Source organism: Pseudomonas sp. BF-R-26 (assembly GCF_019947395.1).
Lineage (GTDB): Bacteria > Pseudomonadota > Gammaproteobacteria > Pseudomonadales > Pseudomonadaceae > Aquipseudomonas > Aquipseudomonas farris.
The window spans coordinates 43947-64818 of the sequence record NZ_JAGYGK010000016.1 but is presented as its reverse complement, the minus strand read 5'-3'; the positions used below and the strand labels follow the sequence as shown (position 1 = coordinate 64818).

General features: G+C 59.4%; 21 protein-coding genes. 10 read left to right on the top strand and 11 right to left on the bottom strand.

Features of this window, described 5'->3' with window-relative positions; genetic code table 11:
• Position 1 precedes the first annotated feature (1 nt).
• Positions 2-475: a peroxiredoxin gene (locus KGB18_RS23160; RefSeq protein ID WP_038979335.1), complete on the top strand. Its 474-nt coding sequence runs from the start codon at positions 2-4 to the stop codon at positions 473-475.
• Between the two features lie 126 nt (positions 476-601).
• Here the strand turns inward: KGB18_RS23160 and KGB18_RS23155 are convergent, their stop codons facing one another.
• On the bottom strand, positions 602-1672 hold the full coding sequence (locus KGB18_RS23155; protein ID WP_223570523.1) for an AI-2E family transporter: 1071 nt from the start codon (positions 1670-1672) through the stop codon (positions 602-604).
• A gap of 31 nt (positions 1673-1703) precedes the next feature.
• Positions 1704-1943 carry a sulfurtransferase TusA family protein gene (locus KGB18_RS23150; protein WP_007898654.1) on the bottom strand — a complete coding sequence of 80 codons (240 nt, stop codon included), beginning with the start codon at positions 1941-1943 and terminating at the stop codon, positions 1704-1706.
• 98 nt (positions 1944-2041) lie between these two features.
• On the opposite strand from KGB18_RS23150, the gene KGB18_RS23145 reads away from it, so the two are divergent.
• The gene (locus KGB18_RS23145) at positions 2042-3475 is read left to right on the top strand and encodes a M48 family metalloprotease (protein ID WP_123721944.1); all 1434 of its coding nucleotides are present in this window, start codon (positions 2042-2044) and stop codon (positions 3473-3475) included.
• A gap of 89 nt (positions 3476-3564) precedes the next feature.
• Here KGB18_RS23145 and KGB18_RS23140 read toward each other — a convergent pair whose 3' ends face one another.
• The 4 genes from KGB18_RS23140 to rpoE form a co-directional block, all read right to left on the bottom strand.
• Complete coding sequence (locus KGB18_RS23140) at positions 3565-4995, bottom strand: DegQ family serine endoprotease (RefSeq protein WP_008014849.1); 1431 nt, start codon at positions 4993-4995, stop codon at positions 3565-3567.
• Positions 4996-5243: 248 nt separating this feature from the next.
• Positions 5244-6206 (bottom strand): MucB/RseB C-terminal domain-containing protein, encoded by a 963-nt coding sequence (locus KGB18_RS23135; protein WP_223570522.1) that lies wholly within the window; start codon positions 6204-6206, stop codon positions 5244-5246.
• A gap of 8 nt (positions 6207-6214) precedes the next feature.
• The gene (locus tag KGB18_RS23130) at positions 6215-6802 is read right to left on the bottom strand and encodes a sigma-E factor negative regulatory protein (RefSeq protein ID WP_007898648.1); all 588 of its coding nucleotides are present in this window, start codon (positions 6800-6802) and stop codon (positions 6215-6217) included.
• A 30-nt stretch (positions 6803-6832) separates the two neighbouring features.
• The gene (gene rpoE / locus KGB18_RS23125) at positions 6833-7414 is read right to left on the bottom strand and encodes an RNA polymerase sigma factor RpoE (protein ID WP_003172477.1); all 582 of its coding nucleotides are present in this window, start codon (positions 7412-7414) and stop codon (positions 6833-6835) included.
• A gap of 557 nt (positions 7415-7971) precedes the next feature.
• Between rpoE and nadB the strand changes: the two genes are divergently transcribed.
• A complete protein-coding gene (gene nadB, locus KGB18_RS23120) occupies positions 7972-9588 on the top strand; it encodes an L-aspartate oxidase (protein WP_123721946.1) in 1617 nt (538 codons plus the stop codon).
• Here nadB and KGB18_RS23115 read toward each other — a convergent pair.
• Together KGB18_RS23115 and KGB18_RS23110 are read right to left on the bottom strand one after the other, a co-directional pair.
• Positions 9557-10009, bottom strand: a complete 453-nt coding sequence (locus KGB18_RS23115; RefSeq protein WP_201059779.1) for a protein YgfX — start codon at positions 10007-10009, stop codon at positions 9557-9559. The genes nadB and KGB18_RS23115 overlap by 32 nt on opposite strands.
• On the bottom strand, positions 9993-10247 hold the full coding sequence (locus KGB18_RS23110; RefSeq protein WP_007898624.1) for a succinate dehydrogenase assembly factor 2: 255 nt from the start codon (positions 10245-10247) through the stop codon (positions 9993-9995). The genes KGB18_RS23115 and KGB18_RS23110 overlap by 17 nt, the downstream gene beginning before the upstream one ends.
• 148 nt (positions 10248-10395) lie before the next feature.
• Between KGB18_RS23110 and KGB18_RS23105 the strand changes: the two genes are divergently transcribed.
• Together KGB18_RS23105 and KGB18_RS23100 are read left to right on the top strand one after the other, a co-directional pair.
• Positions 10396-11337 carry a YgfZ/GcvT domain-containing protein gene (locus KGB18_RS23105; RefSeq protein WP_223570521.1) on the top strand — a complete coding sequence of 314 codons (942 nt, stop codon included), beginning with the start codon at positions 10396-10398 and terminating at the stop codon, positions 11335-11337.
• A gap of 35 nt (positions 11338-11372) precedes the next feature.
• Complete coding sequence (locus tag KGB18_RS23100; RefSeq protein ID WP_123721949.1) at positions 11373-12194, top strand: HDOD domain-containing protein; 822 nt, start codon at positions 11373-11375, stop codon at positions 12192-12194.
• A gap of 135 nt (positions 12195-12329) precedes the next feature.
• Here the strand turns inward: KGB18_RS23100 and KGB18_RS23095 are convergent, their stop codons facing one another.
• Entirely contained in the window at positions 12330-13718 is a 1389-nt protein-coding gene (locus KGB18_RS23095) for a sensor histidine kinase (protein WP_123721950.1), read from the bottom strand.
• Complete coding sequence (locus KGB18_RS23090) at positions 13711-14382, bottom strand: response regulator (RefSeq protein WP_007898613.1); 672 nt, start codon at positions 14380-14382, stop codon at positions 13711-13713. The genes KGB18_RS23095 and KGB18_RS23090 overlap by 8 nt, the downstream gene beginning before the upstream one ends.
• Positions 14383-14616: 234 nt before the next feature.
• Between KGB18_RS23090 and KGB18_RS23085 the strand changes: the two genes are divergently transcribed.
• The 5 genes from KGB18_RS23085 to KGB18_RS23065 are packed head-to-tail and all read left to right on the top strand — an operon-like array spanning position 14617 to position 19996.
• Complete coding sequence (locus tag KGB18_RS23085) at positions 14617-15909, top strand: OprD family porin (RefSeq protein WP_223570520.1); 1293 nt, start codon at positions 14617-14619, stop codon at positions 15907-15909.
• Between the two features lie 43 nt (positions 15910-15952).
• On the top strand, positions 15953-16930 hold the full coding sequence (locus KGB18_RS23080; protein WP_123721952.1) for a Bug family tripartite tricarboxylate transporter substrate binding protein: 978 nt from the start codon (positions 15953-15955) through the stop codon (positions 16928-16930).
• A 58-nt stretch (positions 16931-16988) separates the two neighbouring features.
• Positions 16989-17447 carry a tripartite tricarboxylate transporter TctB family protein gene (locus KGB18_RS23075; RefSeq protein WP_123721953.1) on the top strand — a complete coding sequence of 153 codons (459 nt, stop codon included), beginning with the start codon at positions 16989-16991 and terminating at the stop codon, positions 17445-17447.
• Between the two features lies 1 nt (position 17448).
• The gene (locus tag KGB18_RS23070; protein WP_123721954.1) at positions 17449-18963 is read left to right on the top strand and encodes a tripartite tricarboxylate transporter permease; all 1515 of its coding nucleotides are present in this window, start codon (positions 17449-17451) and stop codon (positions 18961-18963) included.
• Positions 18956-19996 carry an AbrB family transcriptional regulator gene (locus KGB18_RS23065; protein WP_223570519.1) on the top strand — a complete coding sequence of 347 codons (1041 nt, stop codon included), beginning with the start codon at positions 18956-18958 and terminating at the stop codon, positions 19994-19996. The genes KGB18_RS23070 and KGB18_RS23065 overlap by 8 nt, the downstream gene beginning before the upstream one ends.
• A gap of 130 nt (positions 19997-20126) precedes the next feature.
• On the opposite strand, the gene ung is transcribed toward KGB18_RS23065, so the two are convergent.
• Positions 20127-20819, bottom strand: coding sequence for a uracil-DNA glycosylase (gene ung / locus KGB18_RS23060; RefSeq protein WP_008074486.1), 693 nt, complete (start codon positions 20817-20819; stop codon positions 20127-20129).
• Positions 20820-20872 lie beyond the last annotated feature (53 nt).

Here is a 20872-nt window from a genome sequence, read left to right as displayed (position 1 = left end):
CATGGCCGTAGCCATCGACCAACCGGTTGCCGACTTCGAAGCACCCGCCACCAGCGGGCAATCCGTCAGCCTCGCGGGCCTAAAAGGCAAGCAAGTGGTGATTTACTTCTATCCGAAGGACAGCACGCCGGGCTGCACCACCCAGGGTCAGGGTTTTCGTGATCAGCTTGAAGCCTTTAAAGCCGCCAATACCGAAGTTTTCGGCGTATCTCGCGACAGCCTGAAATCCCATGAGAACTTCAAGGCCAAGCAGGCGTTCACCTTCGAGCTGATCAGCGACAAGGAAGAAGCGCTGTGCCAGCTGTTCGACGTGATCAAACTGAAAAAGCTCTACGGCAAGGAATATATGGGCGTTGATCGCAGCACATTCCTGATCGACAAGGATGGCGTGCTACGTCAGGAATGGCGCGGCGTGAAGGTGCCGGGGCATGTGGATGCGGTTTTGGCTGCTGCTCAGGCGCTGAACAAGGCCTGATTATTTGGGCGTCTGTTCGGACGCCTTAGCGGGCAAGCCTCGCTCCTACAGGATTTGCGCAATTCCTGTGGGACCGAGCCTGCTCGGGATGAGGCCATTAGCCTCACTGAAAATTCAGCCTGACAATTAAAGCAGTGGCGCCACCATCGGCTCTTTACGCGGCCAGGCATCCAGCACAGCCTTGAACAGCGTCGCCAGGGGAATCGCAAAGAACACGCCCCAAAAGCCCCACAACCCGCCAAACAGCAGCACCGCGCAAATGATCGCCACCGGGTGCAGGTTGACCGCTTCCGAGAACAGCAACGGCACCAGCACGTTGCCATCCAGCGTCTGGATGATCCCGTAGACCGCCATCAAATAGATGAACTGATCGCTCCAGCCCCACTGGAACAGTGCAATCAGCAGCACTGGCACTGTCACCACCACCGCCCCGACGTAAGGCACCACCACCGATACCCCCACCAGCAACGCCAGCAGCGCTGAATAGTTGAGCCCCAACGCCACGAAAGCGATGTAAGTCACACCACCGCAAATGAAGATTTCGATGACCTTGCCGCGAATGTAATTGGCGATCTGCCGGTTCATTTCCTGGGCAACCCGGGTGATCAGCGCCCGCTCGCGCGGCAGATAACCGCGCACCCACTGACCGATCATCTCCCGGTCCTTGAGAAAGAAGAACACCAGGATTGGCACCAACACCAGGTAGATCATGATGTTCACCAGCAGCGGCAGACTCGACAACGAGAATGTCAGCGCCCACTGACCGAACTTGCCGATCTCGCCCCGCGCCACTTCGATCGCCTGCAGCACTTGTTCATCCGACACCAGGTGCGGATAGCGCTCGGGCAGCAGCAACAGCAGCGACTGCCATTTGGAAAGCATGCCGGGCAATTCGTTGAACAACGTGATCAATTGGTGCCAGAGCAGTGGTACCACGATGATGATAAAGACCAGCAGCAACCCCATGAATAACGCGAAAACCAGCCCCACCGCCACGCCACCCGGCACACGCAGGCGCTCGAGGGTCACTACCAGCCCCTGCATCAGATACGCCAGCACCATACCGGCCAGTACCGGCGCGAGCATTCCACCCAGGGTGAGCACCGCGGTAAAAGCCAGAAACAGCAGCACCGCCAGCACCACAGCCTCTTCATCCGAGAAATAGCGCTGAATCCAGTCGCGTAACACCTTGAACATCAATAATCCTTAGAAACGAACGCAGCAGGTTTCAGGCTTTTTTCAACCAATAGCGGTAAACGCCCGCCTCATCTTCTTCACGAAGCAGCGTATGACCGGCCAATCGGGCAAAGGTGCGAAAGTCGCGCTGGGAACCCGCATCGGTAGCAATCACCTTGAGTACCGCACCGCTGGCCAGTCGGTTGAGTTCCAGTTTGGCTTTGAGCAACGGCAACGGGCAATTCAGACCGCTGGCGTCCAGCTCGGCATCGTGGGTTACAGCGTCAGTCATCGAATCACTCCGGGGCAGGGGGTTAAGCAGCTTAGAATATCTGGTCCCAAGCGTAGTGTCCGGCTACAGTAAGGTCTTTGTCGACTAAGGCTTTGTGCATGACTTTTTTGCGCCCTACCCTGCTGACGCTCGCTTGCCTGCTCGCCTCACCGGGCTTCGCCGACGACTTGCCGTCACTCGGTGACGCCAGTTCTGCCATCGTCTCGCCGCAACAGGAACACCAACTGGGCCGTGCGTGGCTGGCGCTGTTGCGCAGCCAGGTGTCGCAGCTCAACGATCCGCAGCTCAAGGATTACGTCGAATCCAGCGTCTACCGACTGGTGGAAACCAGCCAGGTCAATGACCGGCGCCTGGAGTTCATCCTGATCAACAGTCCGCAGCTCAACGCTTTTGCCGCGCCGGGCGGGATCGTTGGCGTCAACGGTGGCTTGTTCCTCAATGCCCAGACCGAAGGCGAATATGCCTCGGTACTGGCCCACGAACTGGCTCACTTGTCGCAGCGTCACTTCGCCCGCGGTGTCGAAGCGTCGCAACGTATGCAAGTGCCCATGATGGCTGCGCTGCTGGCTGGCATCGTGATTGCCGCGGCCGGTGCAGGCGATGCCGGGATCGCGGCCATTGCCGGTACTCAAGCGGCGGCGATTCAGGAACAACGACGCTTCTCGCGCCAGAATGAACAGGAAGCCGACCGTATCGGCATCATGAATCTGGAAAAGGCCGGTTACGATCCGCGCTCGATGCCGACCATGTTCGAACGGCTGATGCGCCAGTACCGCTTCGACGCCAAGCCACCAGAATTCCTGCTGACTCACCCGGTGACCGAATCGCGGATCGCCGACACCCGCAACCGCGCTGAACAAGCCAAACCAGGCGGCATCGAAGACAGCATGCGTTACCAGCTGATTCGGGCGCGCGTGCAGCTGATCTATGAAGAAACCCCAGGCCTGGGCGCCAAGCGCTTTCGGGCCCAACTCGATGAAAACCCGAAAAACGACGTCGCGCGCTATGGCCTTGCGATCGCCCAGATCAAGGGCGGCCAGCTGAATGAGGCTCGGGAGAACCTCAAGCTGCTGCTGGCCAAATCGCCGAACGAGATCATCTACAACCTGGCGCAGGTCGATCTCGACATCACCAATAATCGTCTGCCCGATGCTCAATCACGGGTCGACCGGATGCTCACTCAATACCCCGGCAACTACCCGCTGAATCAGGTGCGTGTCGACCTGCTACTCAAGCAGAATCGAGCGGCCGAAGCGGAAAAAGCGCTGGAGAACCTGCTCAAGAGCCGACCCGATGATCCGGACGTCTGGTACATGGTGGCCGAGACTCGCGGCCTGTCGGGCAACATCATCGGCCTGCATCAGGCTCGTGCGGAGTACTTTGCGCTGGTCGGCGATTATCGCCAGGCGATCCAGCAACTGGACTTCGCCAAGCGCAAGGCTGGCAGCAACTTCCCGCTGTCGTCGCGGATCGACGCACGGCAACGTGAGTTGATGGAGCAGGAACGCATGGTCAAGGACATGATGGGCTGACCTCTTCAGAAAAAAGCTCAGAAACAAAAAATCCAGGTACAAAAAAACCGCCTCTTTCGAGGCGGTTTTTTATTCAGCCGACAACCGGTTTATTCAGCCAGTTTGAAGGTGATGAAGCTGGCGCGACCTTGACGCAGAACCCGCATCGACACCGAGCGGTTCTTCGGCAGAGCCTTGGCAATGTCCGTGAACTCCTTGGAGGAGCCGATCGCCTGGTTGTTCAGGTGAGTGATCACATCGCCCGGCTGCAAGCCGATCAGGGCAGCAGGACCGTCCTGAACTTCCTTGATAACCACACCACCTTTGAGGTCGAGGGTTTTCTTCTGCTCTTCGGTCAACTCGGCCACCGAAACACCCAGGCGATTGCTGCTGCGCTCAACGCTGGATTTAGGCAGGGCTTCCAACTCTTTGCCTTCTTCGGGGATAGCGCCGACGGTCAGCTCGACGTTCTTGCGCTTGCCTTCGCGGATCACTTCAAGATCGGCTTTCGAGCCAGCCTTCAGCGCGCCCACCAAGTGCGGCAGATCAGCGGACATGACGATCGGTTGACCGTTCATGCTGAGGATCACGTCGCCCACTTGCAGGCCACCCTTGGCAGCCGGACCGTCATCCTGGATCTGAGCCACCAGCGCACCGGCCGGCTTCTCGAGACCGAACGACTCGGCCAGATCCTTGTTCACTTCCTGAATGACTACGCCCAACCAGCCACGACTGACTTTACCGCCGCTTTTCAGCTGATTGGAAACGTCCATCGCCACATCGATAGGGATCGCGAACGACACGCCCATGAAGCCGCCGGAACGGGTATAGATCTGCGAGTTGATGCCGACCACTTCACCGGCCAGGTTGAACAGCGGACCGCCGGAGTTGCCCGGGTTGATCGGCACGTCGGTCTGGATGAACGGCACATAGTTTTCGTTCGGCAGGCTACGGCCGATGGCGCTGACGATACCTTGGGTCACCGTGTGATCAAAGCCGAACGGCGAACCGATGGCCACGACCCACTGACCGGCTTTCAGATCCTGCGACTTGCCAAGCTTCAGAACCGGCAGGTCCTTGCCTTCGATTTTCAGCAAAGCAACGTCGGAGCGCGGATCGGTACCGATCAGCTTGGCCTTCAACTCACTGCGATCGGCGAGGCGCACGAGAATCTCGTCGGCATCGGCAATCACATGGTTGTTGGTCAGGATGTAGCCGTCGGACGAAATGATAAAGCCCGAGCCCAGGGATTGGGCTTCACGCTGACGATCGCCGCGGGGGGAACGTGGCTGCTGCGGCATGCCCCGCTCAAAGAACTCGCGCAGCATCGGCGGCAAGCCTTCGAGGTCAGGCATTTGCTCGCTGGACACTTTACGGTCCGGCAGCTTCTGGGTAGTACTAATGTTAACCACCGCGGGCGAGGCCTGCTCGACCAACTGCGTGAAGTCAGGCAACTCGACCGCTTGCGCAGCGACCGCCTGACCGAGCACCAGCACGGTGGCAAAAATGGAGAGATAAGACTTCAAGCGTGGTATCGACATACGGCTCCCGTTACGACGAGCATGGTTAAGCGATATGGAGCAAGGAACACCGGAAACGATACGCCGGTATTTTTGTTCCGGGAACAACAAACAAGGCCAGAGCCGAGGGGGCTCTGACCTATAAAAAATTTTCGGGATATTTGCAAATGAAAATGCTCGGCAAAACATTTCGAGGCATCAACGGCGGGATAGCCATGGTCGACCTCCCGCACCATCCAGACCCCGATTGGTGAGCATGGCTGATCTGCTTACTGCTTGCTGGTAGCCGCGGCATCGTTGCGCATGGACAGCGCAATCCGTTCGGCGGTGCCAATCGGTATTTCACCGACCACTGTCACCATCATCTCGCCTTGCGGTGTAGTCAATCGCCGGGAGACAGCAACGGTTGGCCCCAGTTGGGTGCGCGTATCGGTGACTGTCGCGCCATTCAACGGTTCAAGGAACACCGAGAATCGAGCCAGACCGTCGTCGAACATCAGACTGTTGACCTGGGCTTTGGTCTCCGGGTCCTTGTGAGAGGTACTGCTGGTCAGCTCGAAACCTGGCGGTAACCAGTCCGAATGCCAGACCTGCGCCGTTTTGACGGCGGAAGCCTTGTCACTGTCGAGGGTAATGGGTTTGCAATCAGAACCTGCCTGCAAATCGCTGTCGGAAGGCACCTCGGCAGTATCCAGTCGGGTGAACTGGAACCGCTCCAGCAGTTGCCCTTTGTCATTGAGCAACAATGACTTCAACGGCAAACCGGTTTCCTTGTCCAGATGCAATTCAAAACCGTAGCGATGCTGATCGCGAGGCGTCAACGACACAATCACTGCCGCACGCCCGGCCACACGCGACTTGCCAATGATGGCAAGGTCGTACCAATTCTTTAGCTTTTGTGGATCGAGTGCACGAGCGGTGGAGTTGGGTGAGTCCCCCAGCCCTGCTATCAGGGTGCCGCTTACGCATTGAGTATGCCCATCAATGCGCACGACTTCCTGCGCCGAGCCGTCGAGCTGGAGTAAACGCTCGCGGACCTTGCCATCCTGGACGCGATGCCAGATGTTGTGGGTAGAGAAACTACCGTTACGCTCGTAGACGAAAGTACCGTGAAAGCTCTGCGTTTGCTCCGCCTGTCCCAGACGCTTCAGCCAGTCCTGGGCTTCATCGGCGTGGGCTGGAACAACGAACCAGCCACTGAGCAGAAGCGTAAGTAGAGGTATGGCGCGCATGATCCTCCTTAGCGGTTTTCCAGGCTTGCTGCACGAGCGTAAGGCAGAGCGCTCTCAGTACCTTTCAGTGCAGCTTGTTGAGCATGTTGGCGCAAGTAACCTGGCAGACGCTGATCATGCCAGCCTGGTTGACCTTGCAATACGCCGTTGGCCATAGGGCCAGTGGCTTCCGAGCTCTCATTGTAGCCTGCCAATACAGCTGGACCCTTGACCTGAGGAGCGGTCAGACCCGGTTGACTGGATTGCTGGGCCAACTCGACACCGGCGATCTCGTCCTGATTGTACAGACGAACACCCGCCAACACGGCAACGGTCACCGAAGCAGCGACTGCCAGACGACCAAGGCTGCGCCATGGACCGCGAGAGGCTTTTGCCGGTACGGCTTCGTCAGCCAGCGCAGCAGAGACTGCCGCAGCGATGTCCAGACGAGGAAGCAACAAATCCTTGTGCATAACTGCCCGAGCGATCTGGTAACGAGCCCAAGTATCGCGGGTTTCAACATCGTCGAAGGCATTCAACACCCGACGCAATTCCAATTCGTCCGCTTCGTTATCCATCACTGCGGACAGCGATTCCTGCAGGGCTTCACGACTCATGGCGTTCCTCTCTTGGCTGTCGCCGCTGTCTCAGTTTTCCTGCAACAACGGCTGCAGGGCTTTATCGATGGCTTCCCGAGCGCGGAAAATCCGGGAGCGCACGGTACCCACCGGACACTGCATGACGCTGGCAATGTCCTCGTAACTCAGACCATCAAACTCACGTAAAGTTAAAGCCGTACGCAAATCTTCTGGCAGTTGCTGAATGGTTCGATGGACGGTGCCTTCGATCTCATCCCGCAGCAATGCACGTTCTGGCGACTCGAGATCCTTGAGGCCATGATCGCCATCGTAGAACTCTGCATCCTCGGAACTGACATCGCTATCCGGCGGCCGACGGCCGCGTGAAACCAGATAGTTTTTCGCCGTGTTGATGGCGATGCGGTAAAGCCACGTATAAAACGCGCTGTCTCCGCGAAAATTACCAAGTGCACGGTATGCCTTGATAAAGGCTTCCTGTGCGACATCCTGGGCTTCATGGGTGTCGTGCACGAACCGCACGATCAACCCGAGAATTTTGTGCTGGTATTTCAGCACTAGCAGATCGAAAGCTCGCTTGTCGCCGCGTTGAACGCGCTCGACCAGCTGCTGATCCTCTTCCTGGGTTAGCATGAACACTCCTCGATAAGCTCGAAGGAGGCTTGCATTACTGAACGACCAGACTTGCAAACATAGACTCGGGCTTTTCGCAAAAGTTCTCCCCCTTCAAGCAAGTTTCCTGCGCGCTCTGATTTGGCACGCACGAAAAGCGCAGCGCGGGATAACCCGGCTGCGCGAATAATCTTGTCATCGGATTCGTCAGCAAGGACCCAACCGCAAGTCCCGCACCGAAGCCGACACTGTCCCTTGTTTCAGGCAACCTTCTATTGATCTTGGGCCTTTGGCAAAAGTTCCATATTTATAGCTGCCCGAAACCGACATTGTGCAACTCTGAATAGAAAAAGACTGTTAAATCCACGATACAGTCGCCTTGTCGCCGAAGCCCTCAAAAAAACTTCCGACGAAGCGTCCAGCCTTTTCCGTCACAGTAGTTTCACAATGCCATGCTGGCCCGGCTATTGTGCCGATCCCCCCCTCTATATACTAGTGGGCTGTGTGGCTGTCTTGACTCGCCGACCCAGCTGTCTTGCGCCAACCCCGTCCCGGGTCGCTTTAAGCGGAATCCTGAAATGAGCCAACAGTTTCAACACGATGTTCTGGTAATTGGCAGCGGTGCTGCCGGCTTGAGCCTTGCGCTGACCTTGCCCGGTCATTTGCGCATCGCCGTATTGAGCAAAGGCGACCTCGCCAATGGTTCAACTTTCTGGGCCCAGGGTGGCGTCGCTGCCGTTCTGGATGACACTGATACTGTCGAATCCCATGTCGATGACACCCTCAACGCCGGTGGTGGCCTGTGCCATGAAGACGCAGTGCGCTTTACCGTCGAGCACAGCCGAGAGGCTATCCAATGGCTGATCGACCAAGGCGTGCCCTTTACCCGCGATGAACAGTCCGGCACCGAAGACGGTGGTTTCGAGTTTCACCTGACCCGGGAAGGCGGTCACAGCCATCGGCGTATCATCCACGCCGCCGACGCAACGGGCGCGGCGATCTTCAGAACCCTGCTCGATCAGGCCAAACAGCGTCCCAACATCGAACTGCTGGAGCAGCGAGTCGCGGTCGACCTGATCACCGAAAAACGCCTGGGCCTTGAAGGCGATCGTTGCCTCGGCGCCTATGTGCTCAACCGCAGCACCGGTGAAGTCGACACCTACGGCGCGCGTTTCGTGATCCTTGCATCGGGCGGCGCGGCAAAAGTCTACCTCTATACCAGCAACCCCGACGGTGCCTGCGGTGATGGCATCGCCATGGCCTGGCGTTCGGGCTGCCGGGTGGCGAACCTGGAATTCAACCAGTTCCACCCCACTTGCCTTTATCACCCGCAAGCCAAGAGTTTCCTGATCACCGAAGCCCTGCGCGGCGAAGGCGGACATCTGAAGCTGCCCAATGGTGAACGCTTCATGCAGCGCTTCGACCCACGGGCCGAGCTGGCACCACGGGACATCGTCGCCCGCGCCATCGACCATGAGATGAAGCGCCTGGGTATCGACTGCGTCTACCTGGACATCAGCCACAAGCCCGAAGACTTCATCAAGACGCACTTCCCGACGGTCTATGAACGCTGCCTGGAATTCTCCATCGACATCACTAAACAACCGATCCCGGTGGTGCCAGCGGCGCACTACACTTGCGGCGGCGTGATGGTCGATCAGCGGGGCCGCACCGACGTGCCGGGCTTGTATGCGATTGGTGAAACCAGCTTCACCGGCCTACATGGCGCCAACCGCATGGCCAGCAACTCGCTGCTGGAGTGTTTCGTTTACGCCCGCTCGGCTGCGGCAGACATTCTTGAGCAGTTGCCAGACGTGTCGATTCCGACCGCCCTGCCCGTTTGGGATGCGAGCCAGGTCACCGATTCCGACGAAGACGTGATCATTGCGCACAACTGGGACGAACTGCGGCGATTCATGTGGGACTACGTCGGCATCGTGCGCACCAACAAGCGCCTGCAACGGGCTCAGCACCGGGTGCGTCTGTTGCTGGACGAAATCGACGAGTTCTACAGCAACTACAAGGTCAGCCGGGATTTGATCGAGCTGCGTAACCTGGCGCAGGTAGCCGAGCTGATGATCCAGTCAGCCATGGAGCGCAAGGAAAGTCGCGGCCTGCATTACACCCTCGACTACCCGAACCTGCTGCCGGTCGCCCTGGACACTATTCTGGTGCCGCCCACCTACGCCGACTGAACTTGAGCCGAACCCGCAGGCGTCGGTGCACATCCGCCGCCTGCGAATCGCGCGGCACACAGATCGCCCTGACCCGTCGCTCATCGCGCAGACGAAAACGCAGTACCACGATCAGCGGCAACGCCAGACTGTCCGGCCGTAGCTGCACGGGCTGCCAACCCACTGCCTGATTCCACAACTGCCAGCCATCGGCATCGCGACGCAAGCCGCGAAACGCCTGTGGGTGTGTCAGTAGAATCTGTCGCGGCAATGCCCAGATGCCATGAGCCAGACAGCAAAAAGCGCCGAGCAAACTGGCCCAGACCGGTAGGGAAAGAAGAAACAACGAACCCAGCGCGAACAGCTGGGCCAGAAGATAGGCCGCCAGCAACTGCCGTGAGGCATGCCAGCGGCATTCGAACGCGTTACTTGGGCTGAACACGATCCAGGATCATGCGAACCATGCGCTGAAGCTCAGGATCTTCCGATTCGGCACGTTCCATGAACCAGCCGAACATGTCCTGATCTTCGCATTCGAGCAGCCTGACGTAGCATGCGCGATCAACCTCGTTGAGGTGCGGGTAAACCTCTTTCACAAACGGCACCAGCAACACGTCAAGCTCAAGCATGCCGCGGCGGCTGTGCCAGTAGAGGCGATTCAGTTCAACATCTTCGACCATGGAGCGCTCCTCAAATAGGCGGCAAGTATACAGCCCCCGGCCCGCTCGAACAGTCGGCTTTGGTCGCCCCCATCGATCCTTTGTGAACTACCCATTTCATGGGCGCCCCCTTATGATGTCCCTCGGACTCTTTACCCTGCGATGACCCATGGCCGATTCTGCTTTTTTCTGCACCCTGTCTCACGAAGGCGTTCTCGCGGTACGCGGCGCGGATGCCGGCAAATTCCTGCAAGGCCAATTGACTTGCAACCTTAATTACCTGAGCGACACCCAGGCCAGCCTTGGCGCGCGCTGCACGCAGAAAGGCCGGATGCAGTCGAGTTTCCGCATTCTGCTGGAAGGCGACGGTGTGCTCATGGCAATGGCCAGCGAACTGCTGGAGCCACAACTGGCGGACCTGAAAAAGTACGCGGTGTTCTCCAAATCGAAACTGACCGATGAAAGTGCCGGCTGGGTTCGCTTTGGCCTTGAGCATGGTGATGCGGCACTGACCAGCCTGGGCCTGGAACTACCGGCAGAAACCGACAGAGTGGTGCGCAATGACGGCCTGATCGCCCTTCGCGTCTCGACGGATCGCGCTGAACTCTGGGTTCGCGCCGATCAGGCCGACACCATCAAGGGCAAGCTGTCCGCTCTGTTGGCCGAAGGTGAATTGAATCAATGGCTGCTGGGCCAGATCCGCGCCGGGATCGGTCAGGTCATGCCGAGCACCCGCGAGCTGTTCATCCCGCAGATGCTCAATCTGCAAGCCGTCGGTGGTGTGAGTTTCAAGAAAGGTTGCTACACCGGCCAGGAAATCGTCGCGCGCATGCAATACCTTGGCAAACTCAAGCGCCGCCTGTATCGCCTGCAGCTGGAAGCCAGCGAATTGCCGGAGCCCGGCACCCAACTGTTTTCCCCGACCCACGGCAGTTCGATCGGTGAAGTGGTGCTGGCCGCCCGCACCGAGCAAAACATTGAACTCCTTGCGGTGCTGCAAGCCGAAGCGGCAGAAGATGGCAACCTGCACCTTGGCGCACTCGAAGGTCCGGGCCTGCATCTGCTTGACCTGCCTTACCAACTGGATCGTGATCGCGAAATCCAGCGTTAACAGCAGCATTTGTCGCAATACCCTAGAGAAAAGAAATGATCGAGCTGGCGGATAAGGTCCAACAGGATTTGGTTGAGGCCATCGATAACGATGACCTGGTTCTGCCAACGTTACCGGAAGTGGCCCTGCAGATTCGCAAGGCCGCTGAAGACCCGGAAATCAGTGTCAGCACACTCAGCAAAGTGATTGGCCGCGATACCGCGCTGTCGGCGCGCCTGATCAAAGTGGTCAATAGCCCGTTGCTGCGCGCGACCCAGGAAGTGACTGACCTGCACACGGCCATCACCCGGCTGGGCGTCAATTACAGCAGCAACCTGGCCATTGGCCTGGTGATGGAACAGATCTTCAACGCCCGTTCCGAAGTGGTGGAACAGAAAATGCGCGAGGTCTGGCGCAAAAGCCTGGAAATCGCCGGCGTCAGTTACGCGTTGTGCCGCAGTTATACGCAACTCAAACCTGATCAGGCGGCGCTCGGCGGGCTCGTGCATCAGATTGGTGTACTGCCGATCCTGACCTATGCCGAAGATCATTATGAATTGCTGTCTGACCCGATCAGCCTCAACCATGTGATCGACCGGATTCATCCGCTGCTCGGCGATAAATTGCTCAGGGTCTGGGAGTTTCCGGAAATGCTGGTGCAATTGCCGGGGCTGTATCTGGATTTCAAGCGGCAATCGGAACGGGTCGATTATGTCGATCTGGTGCAAGTGGCCAGCCTGTATTGCCACAAGGACACCGATCATCCACTGGCCCGTATCGACCCCTTCAGCGTACCGGCCTTCAAGAAGCTGGGGATCGATCCGGAGAACAAGGCGATGTGCAAGGATCTGGAAGAGTCGCGCTCGATGTTTTACTGATCACTGTGGCGAGGGGGCTTGCCCCCGTTGGAGCGCGAAGCGCTCCTCAGCGGTCTGTCTGGTAAGTCACCCATAACAGGTTTACGACTGCTGCGCAGCCGAACGGGGGCAAGCCCCCTCGCCACAGGGTTGTGTTCACTCTCCAGCAATAAAACTCACCCGCACCTTCAGCCCCGCCTGCTCGCCATCGTGCAGGCTGATCTGCGCCAGGTGGGCGCGGCAGATCTCGCCGACAATGGCCAACCCCAACCCCGATCCCGCCACCTGCTCGTTACGCCGATAAAAACGCTCGAACACCCGATCCCGCTCTTCAAGGGGAATTCCCGGGCCATCGTCTTCGACCTCCAGCACCGCTGGTGCCATGACCCGCAGGATCACATTGCCGCCCGGTGGTGTGTGGGCCAGTGCGTTGTCCACCAGATTGCTCAACAGTTCATTCAACAACGTCGGTTCGCCGCGCAGCCACACCGGTTCGTCGGCCTCCAGCGCCAGCGCCACACCACGTGCATGGGCCAGCGGTGCCATGGCCATGCCCAGTTCACGGGCCAACTGACTGAGGTCGAGCAACTGCGCACCGCCCTCGGCGATTGCTCGGGCGCCATTCTCGACCCGTGCCAGCGAGAGCAATTGATTGGCCAGGTGGGTCAGGCGATCTGTGCCTTGGGCCGCGGCTTCCAGGGTGCTGCGCCAGGTTTCGGGTTCGTTCGACCGCAAGCCCAGTTCGAGTCGTGCCTTGAGCGCCGCCAACGGGGTACGCAATTCGTGGGCGGCGTCGGCGATGAACTGCGCCTGGCGCTCGAACTGCCCGCGCAATCGCTCGGTAAAGTGATTGAGCGCACGCACCAGCGGCCCCAATTCGTGTTGCACTTCCACCAGCGGCAAGGGCCGCAAGTCATCGGGCTGACGCTCTTCCACCGCCGTGCGCAAGCGCTCCAGCGGACGCAGCGCCGCACTGACGGCAAACCACACCATCAGCAACGCACCGATCGCCAGCATGCCCAGACGCAATAACGTGTCGGCCATCAGGCTTCGAGCCATGCGGACCCGCGCCTCATCGGTTTCCGCCACGCGGATTTCCGCCATGCCGTTCATGTTCGGCTCGCTGACCGCTTTGAGCAGGCTGACCACCCGCACGTTCTGCCCTTGATAAGTGGCGTTATAGAAACGCGCCAGCGCCGGATAGTCATCGGTGCGCGGCGTTCCCGGTGGCGGCGGCGGCAGGTTTTCGTAGCCCGAGATCAGCTTCTGATTGATGTCATTGACCAGATAAAAAATCCGCCCGGCGCTGTCGTAGGCGAACGTATCGAGGGCCACGTAAGGCACGTTGGCGCTGAGACTGCCGTCGCGTTGGGACAGGCCCGCGGCGATGGTCCGCGCCGAAGCCAGCAAGGTCCGGTCATACGCAGTGTCGGCAGCTTCACGACCGTTCCAGTACGCGCTCAAACCACTGGCGAGCATCAACACCACAAGCAACAGCGCGAGGTTCCACAGCAACCGCCAACGCAGGCTGCTGAGCTTATGCATCGCGGCTTTCCAGCAGGTAGCCAAGGCCGCGGAAGGTCACGATGGCTACCGGTTGACCGTCGAGTTTCTTGCGCAAGCGGTGAACGTAAATTTCGATGGCATCGGGACTGGCCTCCTCGTCCAGACCGAAAACCTGGGCGGCCAGTTGCTCCTTACTCATCACCCGACCGGGACGGGCGATCAGGGCCTCGAGCACCGCCTGTTCGCGAGAGGTCAGGGTCAGCAATTCTTCGCCGAGGGTGAAGCGCCGGGTGTCCAGGTCATAAGCCAACACGCCACAACGCTGCTGGCGTTCACCGCCGAGCACACTGCGACGCAGCAAGGCTTTGACCCGGGCCTCGAGCTCTGTCAGCTCGAAGGGTTTGGCCAGGTAATCGTCAGCCCCAAGGTTCAGGCCGTGGACCCGATCCTTGACGTCGCTGCGGGCTGTCAGCATCAGCACTGGCAGGTTCTTGCCCCGGGCCCGCAAGCGCGCCAGCACTTCGAAGCCATCCATGCGCGGCAGGCCGACATCGAGGATCGCCACGGCGTATTCCTCGCTGCTCAAAGCCAGGTCGGCCGCCACACCGTCGTGCAGCACATCCACGGTCAGCCCGGTGCTCTTGAGTGCCTGAGCGACACTTTCGGCAAGCTGCAGATGGTCTTCAACGAGCAGAACACGCATGGATCTTTACCTCATTCAGGGATGGTCGACGCCATTCTTTGGCGCGGAGTTTACAGCCGCATCCGTCGCTGTGAAGCCCGAAAACCGTGAAAGTCAGCTGAAAGGTTAGCGAAAGGTTGGCCAGTTAGAGTCCAGCCACGGACAGTTTCGACTGCCGTTGCTAGTACCCATAGCAGTACGAGAAACGCCTCGAAGCGTTTTCGCCAATAAGAACAATAAACGGAGTACATCACCATGCTGTCGATGCAGCTTCAGGCTCGCCCGCCTGCTCGTTTTTCCCGCCTCAGCCACACCGCCCTTGCCAGTGCCGCCGCCCTCGCCGGCTTTTCGCCGTTGAGCCAGGCTGCCTTCTTCGAAGACAGTACGGCAACCTTCGAAACCCGCAACATGTATTTCAACCGCGACTTTCGCGACGGTACCAGCGCCCAGCAATCCAAGCGGGACGAATGGGCCCAAGGGTTCATGCTCAATCTGCAGTCGGGTTACACCGACGGCACCGTGGGGTTCGGTGTCGATGCACTGGGCATGCTGGGGGTAAAACTCGATTCAAGTCCGGACCGCACCGGCACCGGCCTGTTGCCGACCCATGACGACGGTCGCGCGGCGGATGAATATTCCAAGCTCGGCCTGACCGGCAAAGTGAAAATCTCCGCCACGGAACTGAAAATCGGCAGCCTGATTCCGGAATTGCCGATCCTCAAGCCCAACGACGGGCGCATTCTGCCGCAGACCTTTGAAGGCGGCCTGTTGACCTCCAAAGAGATCAAGAACCTGACCTTCACCGGCGGGCGTCTGGAGAAAGCCAAGGACCGCGACAGCACCGATTTCGAGGACATCGCCCTCAACAACAAGAACAGCCGCTTCGCCGGCACCGCGGCCGGTAAGCACTTTGACTTTGGCGGCATGGACTACAAGTTCACCGACAAGATCACCGGCAGCTACCACTTCGCCCAACTCGATGAAGTCTATAACCAGCACTTCCTCGGCATGGTGGCCTCGGAAAAATTCGGCCCCGGCACCTTCGGCACTGACTTGCGCCTGGCCATCAGTGATGACGAGGGCGCAGCCCGTGGCGGCCCAATCGACAACAAATCCCTGAACGGTCTGGTGAGCTACGCCTTGAACGGGCATAAACTCAGCGCCGGCTATCAACACATGTCCGGTGACAGTGCATTCCCCTACGTCGATGGCAGCGATCCGTACCTGGTCAACTTCGTGCAGATCAATGACTTTGCCGGCGCCGAAGAACGTTCCTGGCAGGCACGTTACGACTACGATTTCTCCAAACTCGGCATTCCCGGCCTGAGTTTCATGAGCCGTTACCTGAGCGGTGACAACATCAAGCTCAAGAACGGTGACGAAGGCAAAGAGTGGGAACGCAACACCGAGATCAAATACGTCGTACAAAGCGGCGCCCTGAAAGACGTCGCCGTACGCCTGCGCAATGCCACCTACCGTTCCAACTACTCCGCTCGCGATGCCGATGAAGTGCGTCTGCTGGTGAGCTATAGCGTTGCCCTTTGGTAAACATCACGTTCAATAACAATAATGAATGCCCGTGGAGACTCAAATGAACTTATCACTGCGTAAAGTTGCTCTAGCCGCCAGCTGTGTGCTGTTTGCCGGCCAATTGATGGCCGAACCGAAACGTCCGGAATGCATCGCCCCAGCCTCGCCAGGCGGCGGTTTCGACCTCACCTGCAAACTGGCGCAAAGCGCGCTGGTCAACGAAAAACTGCTGACCAAACCGATGCGCGTGACCTACATGCCCGGCGGTGTCGGCGCGGTGGCGTACAACGCGGTCGTCGCTCAACGCCCTGCCGATGCAGGCACGCTGGTGGCGTGGTCCAGCGGTTCGCTGCTGAACCTGGCGCAAGGCAAGTTCGGTCGCTTCGATGAAACCAACGTTCGTTGGCTGGCAGCTGTCGGCACAAGCTATGGCGCCATCGCGGTGAAAAGCGATTCGCCTTACAAGACCCTGGACGACCTGGTTCAGGCGCTGAAGAAAGATCCGAGCAAAGTGGTGATCGGTTCCGGCGGCACCGTCGGTAGCCAGGACTGGATGCAAACCGCACTGATCGCCAAAGCGGCCGGGATCAATCCGCGCGACCTGCGTTACGTCGCCCTCGAAGGCGGTGGTGAAATCGCCACCGCCCTGCTCGGTGGCCACATCCAGGTCGGCAGCACCGACATCTCCGACTCCATGCCACACATTCAGAGTGGCGACATGCGCCTGCTGGCGGTGTTCTCCGAGAAGCGTCTGGACGAGCCGGAAATGAAAGACATTCCGACCGCTAAAGAGCAAGGCTACGACATCGTCTGGCCAGTGGTTCGCGGTTTCTACCTTGGGCCAAAAGTCAGCGACGAAGACTACGCCTGGTGGAAAAACGCCTTCGACAAACTGCTGGCCTCCGAGGATTTCGCCAAGCTGCGCGATCAGCGTGAACTGTTCCCGTTCGCCATGACCGGCCCGGAGCTGGACACCTACGTGAAGAAGCAGGTCGCGGACTACAAAGTGCTGGCCAAAGAGTTCGGCCTGATCCAGTGATCGCCTCTGTCTAGCGGCCACGGCCCCGGTTCTCGGGGTCGTGGCCCAGGAGTTCCTCATGCTCATACAACGCATTTTCGCTTCGGTGCTGTTGCTGGCCTGTATCGGCCTGGCGCTGATGGCGTGGCCGTATCAAGCGGCTTTTTCCTACGAACCGGTCGGGCCTCGGGCCTTCCCACTGCTGATGCTCGGCCTGATGGGCCTGGCGTTGCTCTACATGGTGTTTCGACCGGCGCCGATCGTGCACAGCGACGATGACCCGAAACTGGACCGCGAAACCCTGACCAAAATCGGCATTTGCGTGCTGCTGTTGCTGGTGTTCGCCGGGACCTTCGAACCCCTTGGTTTCATCGTCGCCAGCATTCTGATCGGTGTCCCGATGGCGCGCCTGTATGGCGGCCGCTGGCTGCCCAGTACAGTGATCATCAGCCTGATGGCTATCGGTCTTTATCTGCTGTTCGACAAGTTGATGGACGTTCCACTGCCGCTGGGCGTGCTCGACGTTCTGGAGAACTGATATGGATACTCTTGGCTATTTGGGTCAGGGCTTCGGCGTCGCGCTGACCCCATACAATCTCGTGACCGCGTTGTGCGGCACCCTGATCGGCACCGTCGTCGGGCTGTTGCCGGGGCTGGGTCCGATCAACGGCGTGGCGTTGCTGATTCCGATCGCGTTCGCCCTTGGCCTGCCACCGGAGTCGGCGCTGATCTTGCTGGCGGCGGTGTACCTGGGTTGCGAATACGGTGGCCGGATCAGCTCGATCCTGCTGAACATTCCGGGTGAAGCCTCCACCGTCATGACCACCCTCGACGGTTACCCGATGGCCCGCAAAGGCCTGGCCGGTGTAGCGCTGTCGCTGTCGGCGTGGAGTTCGTTCATCGGTGCGTTCATCGCGACTTGCGGCATGGTGCTGTTCGCCCCGCTGCTGGCGAAATGGGCGATTGCCTTCGGGCCGGCGGAGTATTTCGTACTGATGGTATTTGCGATTGTCTGTCTCGGCGGCATGGCCGGCGACCGGCCGCTCAAGACCTTCATTGCGGCACTGATCGGTCTGTTTCTGTCGAGCGTCGGGATCGATGCCAACAGCGGCGTATACCGTTTCACCGGGGATAACATTCACCTGACGGACGGCATTCAGTTCGTCGTACTGGTACTGGGCCTGTTCTCCATCAGCGAAATCCTCCTGCTGCTGGAAAAAACCCATCGCGGCCAGGAAGCGGTGAAAGCCACCGGGCGCATGATGTTCAACTTCAAGGAAGCTTCGGCGGTGTTCGTGGTGAACATCCGTTGCGGTTTGCTGGGCTTCATCATGGGCGTGTTGCCGGGTGCCGGTGCGACGTTGGCCAGCGCTGTGGCCTACATGACCGAGAAACGTATTGCCGGCGCCAAGGGCACGTTCGGACAAGGCGACATGCGCGGCCTCGCGGCTCCGGAAACCGCCATCGGTGGCGCCGCCTGCGGTGCGCTCGTACCGATGCTGACCCTCGGCGTTCCGGGTTCGGGTACCACGGCGGTGATGATCGGCGCACTGTCGCTGTACAACATCACCCCGGGCCCGCTGTTGTTCCAGCAGCAACCGGACATCGTCTGGGGCCTGATCGCGTCGTTGTTCGTCGCCAACGTGATGCTGGTGATCCTCAACATTCCGATGATCCGCATCTTTACCCGCATCCTCGCCGTGCCAAACTGGGCGCTGGTGCCGGTGATCGCGATCATCACCGGGATCGGTGTCTACGCGGTGCATGCCACCACGTTCGACCTGTTCCTGATGATCGGCATCGGTATTTTCGGCTACATCCTGCGCAAGCTGGACTTCCCGCTGTCGCCAGTACTGCTGGGTTTCATCCTTGGTGGTCTGATGGAGCAAAACCTGCGTCGCGCGCTGTCGATTTCCAACGGTGCGCTGGAAATCCTCTGGTCGAGCCCGATCACATTCGGTTGCTGGGTACTGACTGCAATCATGTTGCTGATGCCGCTGCTGCGTATCTGGCGCAAACGTTCGGTCGCCCGGCGCGCTCTCGCCGATGTCTGATCGGCCCCCCTTCAAAAGCTGGTGGGGAACACCGCTGGTCGGTCTGCTGGGCGGTTACCTCGCCAGCCAGATCGGCTGGCCACTGCCGTGGATGGTCGGCTCGTTGCTGGCGATCATCCTGGTGCGCTGTCTGACTCCCTGGCAATTGGCGGAAATCCCTGGCGGCCGCAAGTGCGGCCAGTGGATCGTCGGCATCGGCATCGGCCTGCACTTCACCCCGGTGGTGATGGAGCAGGTGCTGAGCCACTTCAGTTTGATCTTCTTCGGTGCGCTGGTCACCAGCCTGTCCGCGGTGGTCGGGGTCTGGTTGATGCGGCGCACCGGGGAAGATCGCGCCACTGCATTCTTTTCCAGCATGCCCGGCGGCTCCGGGGAGATGGTTAACCTCGGCGCCCGCAACGGCGCGGTGCTCAGCCGGGTCGCGGCGGGGCAGAGTTTGCGGGTGTTGGTGGTGGTGCTGTGTGTACCGGCGGCGTTCAAGTATCTGTTAGGCGACGGTGCGCCGGTCTTGCATCCAACGACCGTCGACTGGTGGTGGCTGGCCATTCTGTTCCCGACGGGCGCCCTTGCCGCCTGGATCTGGGAGCGGCTGCGACAACCCAATCCCTGGCTGTTCGGACCGTTGCTGGTGACTGCTACGGTGAGCATTGCTTGGGACCTGCACATCGGTCTGCCCAACGGCGGTAGTCAGATTGGCCAGTGGTTGATTGGCAGCGGGTTGGGGTGTCACTTCAATCGACAGTTCTTCCGGCGGGCACCGTCCTTCATGGGCCGAACCCTGCTTGGCACGGTGTTGACCATGTTGATCGCAACTTTGGCGGCATTGGGGTTGAGTGCGCTGACCCATCTGGATCTGCGTTCGCTGACTTTGGGCATGATGCCCGGCGGAATTGCCGAAATGAGCCTGACGGCGGAGACCCTGCAATTGTCGGTGCCGTTGGTGACGGCGATGCAGGTGATGCGGCTGTTGTTCGTATTGTTTCTGGCGGAGCCGTTGTTTCGGTATTGGAACCGGGAGCCGGATTCTCCCTGATATGAGTCCTGTGGCGAGGGGGCTTGCCCCCGTTCGGCTGCGAAGCAGTCGTAAAATCTGAGGACTTCGGTGTGACTGGTTTTGGGGCCGCTGCGCGACCCAACGGGGGCAAGCCCCCTCGCCACAATCTTCAGACCGACGGCAATCGCCACTCGATCGGCGTCTCGCCATTCTGTTCCAGAAACTTGTTCGCCCGGCTGAAGTGCCCGCAGCCAAGGAAGCCGCGATAAGCGGACAGCGGCGACGGGTGGACCGAGGTCAGCACCAAGTGTTTGGTGGCGTCGATGAGTTTCTGCTTGCTCTGGGCATGCGCGCCCCACAGCAGGAACACCAAGTGCGGCTGATGCTCGCTGACCACTTCGATAATCCGGTCGGTAAAATATTGCCAGCCCTTGCCCGCATGAGCGTTGGCATTCGCGCGTTCCACGGTCATGGTGGTATTGAGCATCAACACGCCCTGCTCTGCCCAACTCTGCAGGTAGCCATGGTTGGGAATGTCGATGTTCAGGTCGCGCTTCAACTCTTTATAGATGTTCACCAGCGACGGCGGTGCCGGCACGCCCGGCTGCACCGAGAAGCACAACCCATGGGCCTGGCCCGGGCCGTGGTAAGGGTCTTGACCAAGGATCACCACTTTGACCTTGTCCAGCGGCGTGGAATTGAGCGCGTTGAAAATCATCGGTCCGGGTGGATAGATCTCTTTGCCCGCCGCGCGCTCCTGTTGCAGGAATGTGCGCAACTCTGCCATGTACGGCTGGTCGAATTCGGCACGTAGTGCCTCCTTCCAGCTCGGTTCGAGTTTGATACGGTCGTCAGCAGTCATGGTTACATCCGGCAAAAACAATGGGGCGAACCCTAGGAAACCCTATCTCCCTT

Coding starts and splice junctions, on each gene's coding strand:
- KGB18_RS23160 (WP_038979335.1), top strand. CDS start 2: ATGGCCGTAGCCATCGACCAACCGGTTGCCGACTTCGAAGCACCCGCC.
- KGB18_RS23155 (WP_223570523.1), bottom strand. CDS start 1,672: ATGTTCAAGGTGTTACGCGACTGGATTCAGCGCTATTTCTCGGATGAA.
- KGB18_RS23150 (WP_007898654.1), bottom strand. CDS start 1,943: ATGACTGACGCTGTAACCCACGATGCCGAGCTGGACGCCAGCGGTCTG.
- KGB18_RS23145 (WP_123721944.1), top strand. CDS start 2,042: ATGACTTTTTTGCGCCCTACCCTGCTGACGCTCGCTTGCCTGCTCGCC.
- KGB18_RS23140 (WP_008014849.1), bottom strand. CDS start 4,995: ATGTCGATACCACGCTTGAAGTCTTATCTCTCCATTTTTGCCACCGTG.
- KGB18_RS23135 (WP_223570522.1), bottom strand. CDS start 6,206: ATGCGCGCCATACCTCTACTTACGCTTCTGCTCAGTGGCTGGTTCGTT.
- KGB18_RS23130 (WP_007898648.1), bottom strand. CDS start 6,802: ATGAGTCGTGAAGCCCTGCAGGAATCGCTGTCCGCAGTGATGGATAAC.
- rpoE (WP_003172477.1), bottom strand. CDS start 7,414: ATGCTAACCCAGGAAGAGGATCAGCAGCTGGTCGAGCGCGTTCAACGC.
- nadB (WP_123721946.1), top strand. CDS start 7,972: ATGAGCCAACAGTTTCAACACGATGTTCTGGTAATTGGCAGCGGTGCT.
- KGB18_RS23110 (WP_007898624.1), bottom strand. CDS start 10,247: ATGGTCGAAGATGTTGAACTGAATCGCCTCTACTGGCACAGCCGCCGC.
- KGB18_RS23105 (WP_223570521.1), top strand. CDS start 10,396: ATGGCCGATTCTGCTTTTTTCTGCACCCTGTCTCACGAAGGCGTTCTC.
- KGB18_RS23100 (WP_123721949.1), top strand. CDS start 11,373: ATGATCGAGCTGGCGGATAAGGTCCAACAGGATTTGGTTGAGGCCATC.
- KGB18_RS23095 (WP_123721950.1), bottom strand. CDS start 13,718: ATGCATAAGCTCAGCAGCCTGCGTTGGCGGTTGCTGTGGAACCTCGCG.
- KGB18_RS23090 (WP_007898613.1), bottom strand. CDS start 14,382: ATGCGTGTTCTGCTCGTTGAAGACCATCTGCAGCTTGCCGAAAGTGTC.
- KGB18_RS23085 (WP_223570520.1), top strand. CDS start 14,617: ATGCTGTCGATGCAGCTTCAGGCTCGCCCGCCTGCTCGTTTTTCCCGC.
- KGB18_RS23080 (WP_123721952.1), top strand. CDS start 15,953: ATGAACTTATCACTGCGTAAAGTTGCTCTAGCCGCCAGCTGTGTGCTG.
- KGB18_RS23075 (WP_123721953.1), top strand. CDS start 16,989: ATGCTCATACAACGCATTTTCGCTTCGGTGCTGTTGCTGGCCTGTATC.
- KGB18_RS23070 (WP_123721954.1), top strand. CDS start 17,449: ATGGATACTCTTGGCTATTTGGGTCAGGGCTTCGGCGTCGCGCTGACC.
- KGB18_RS23065 (WP_223570519.1), top strand. CDS start 18,956: ATGTCTGATCGGCCCCCCTTCAAAAGCTGGTGGGGAACACCGCTGGTC.
- ung (WP_008074486.1), bottom strand. CDS start 20,819: ATGACTGCTGACGACCGTATCAAACTCGAACCGAGCTGGAAGGAGGCA.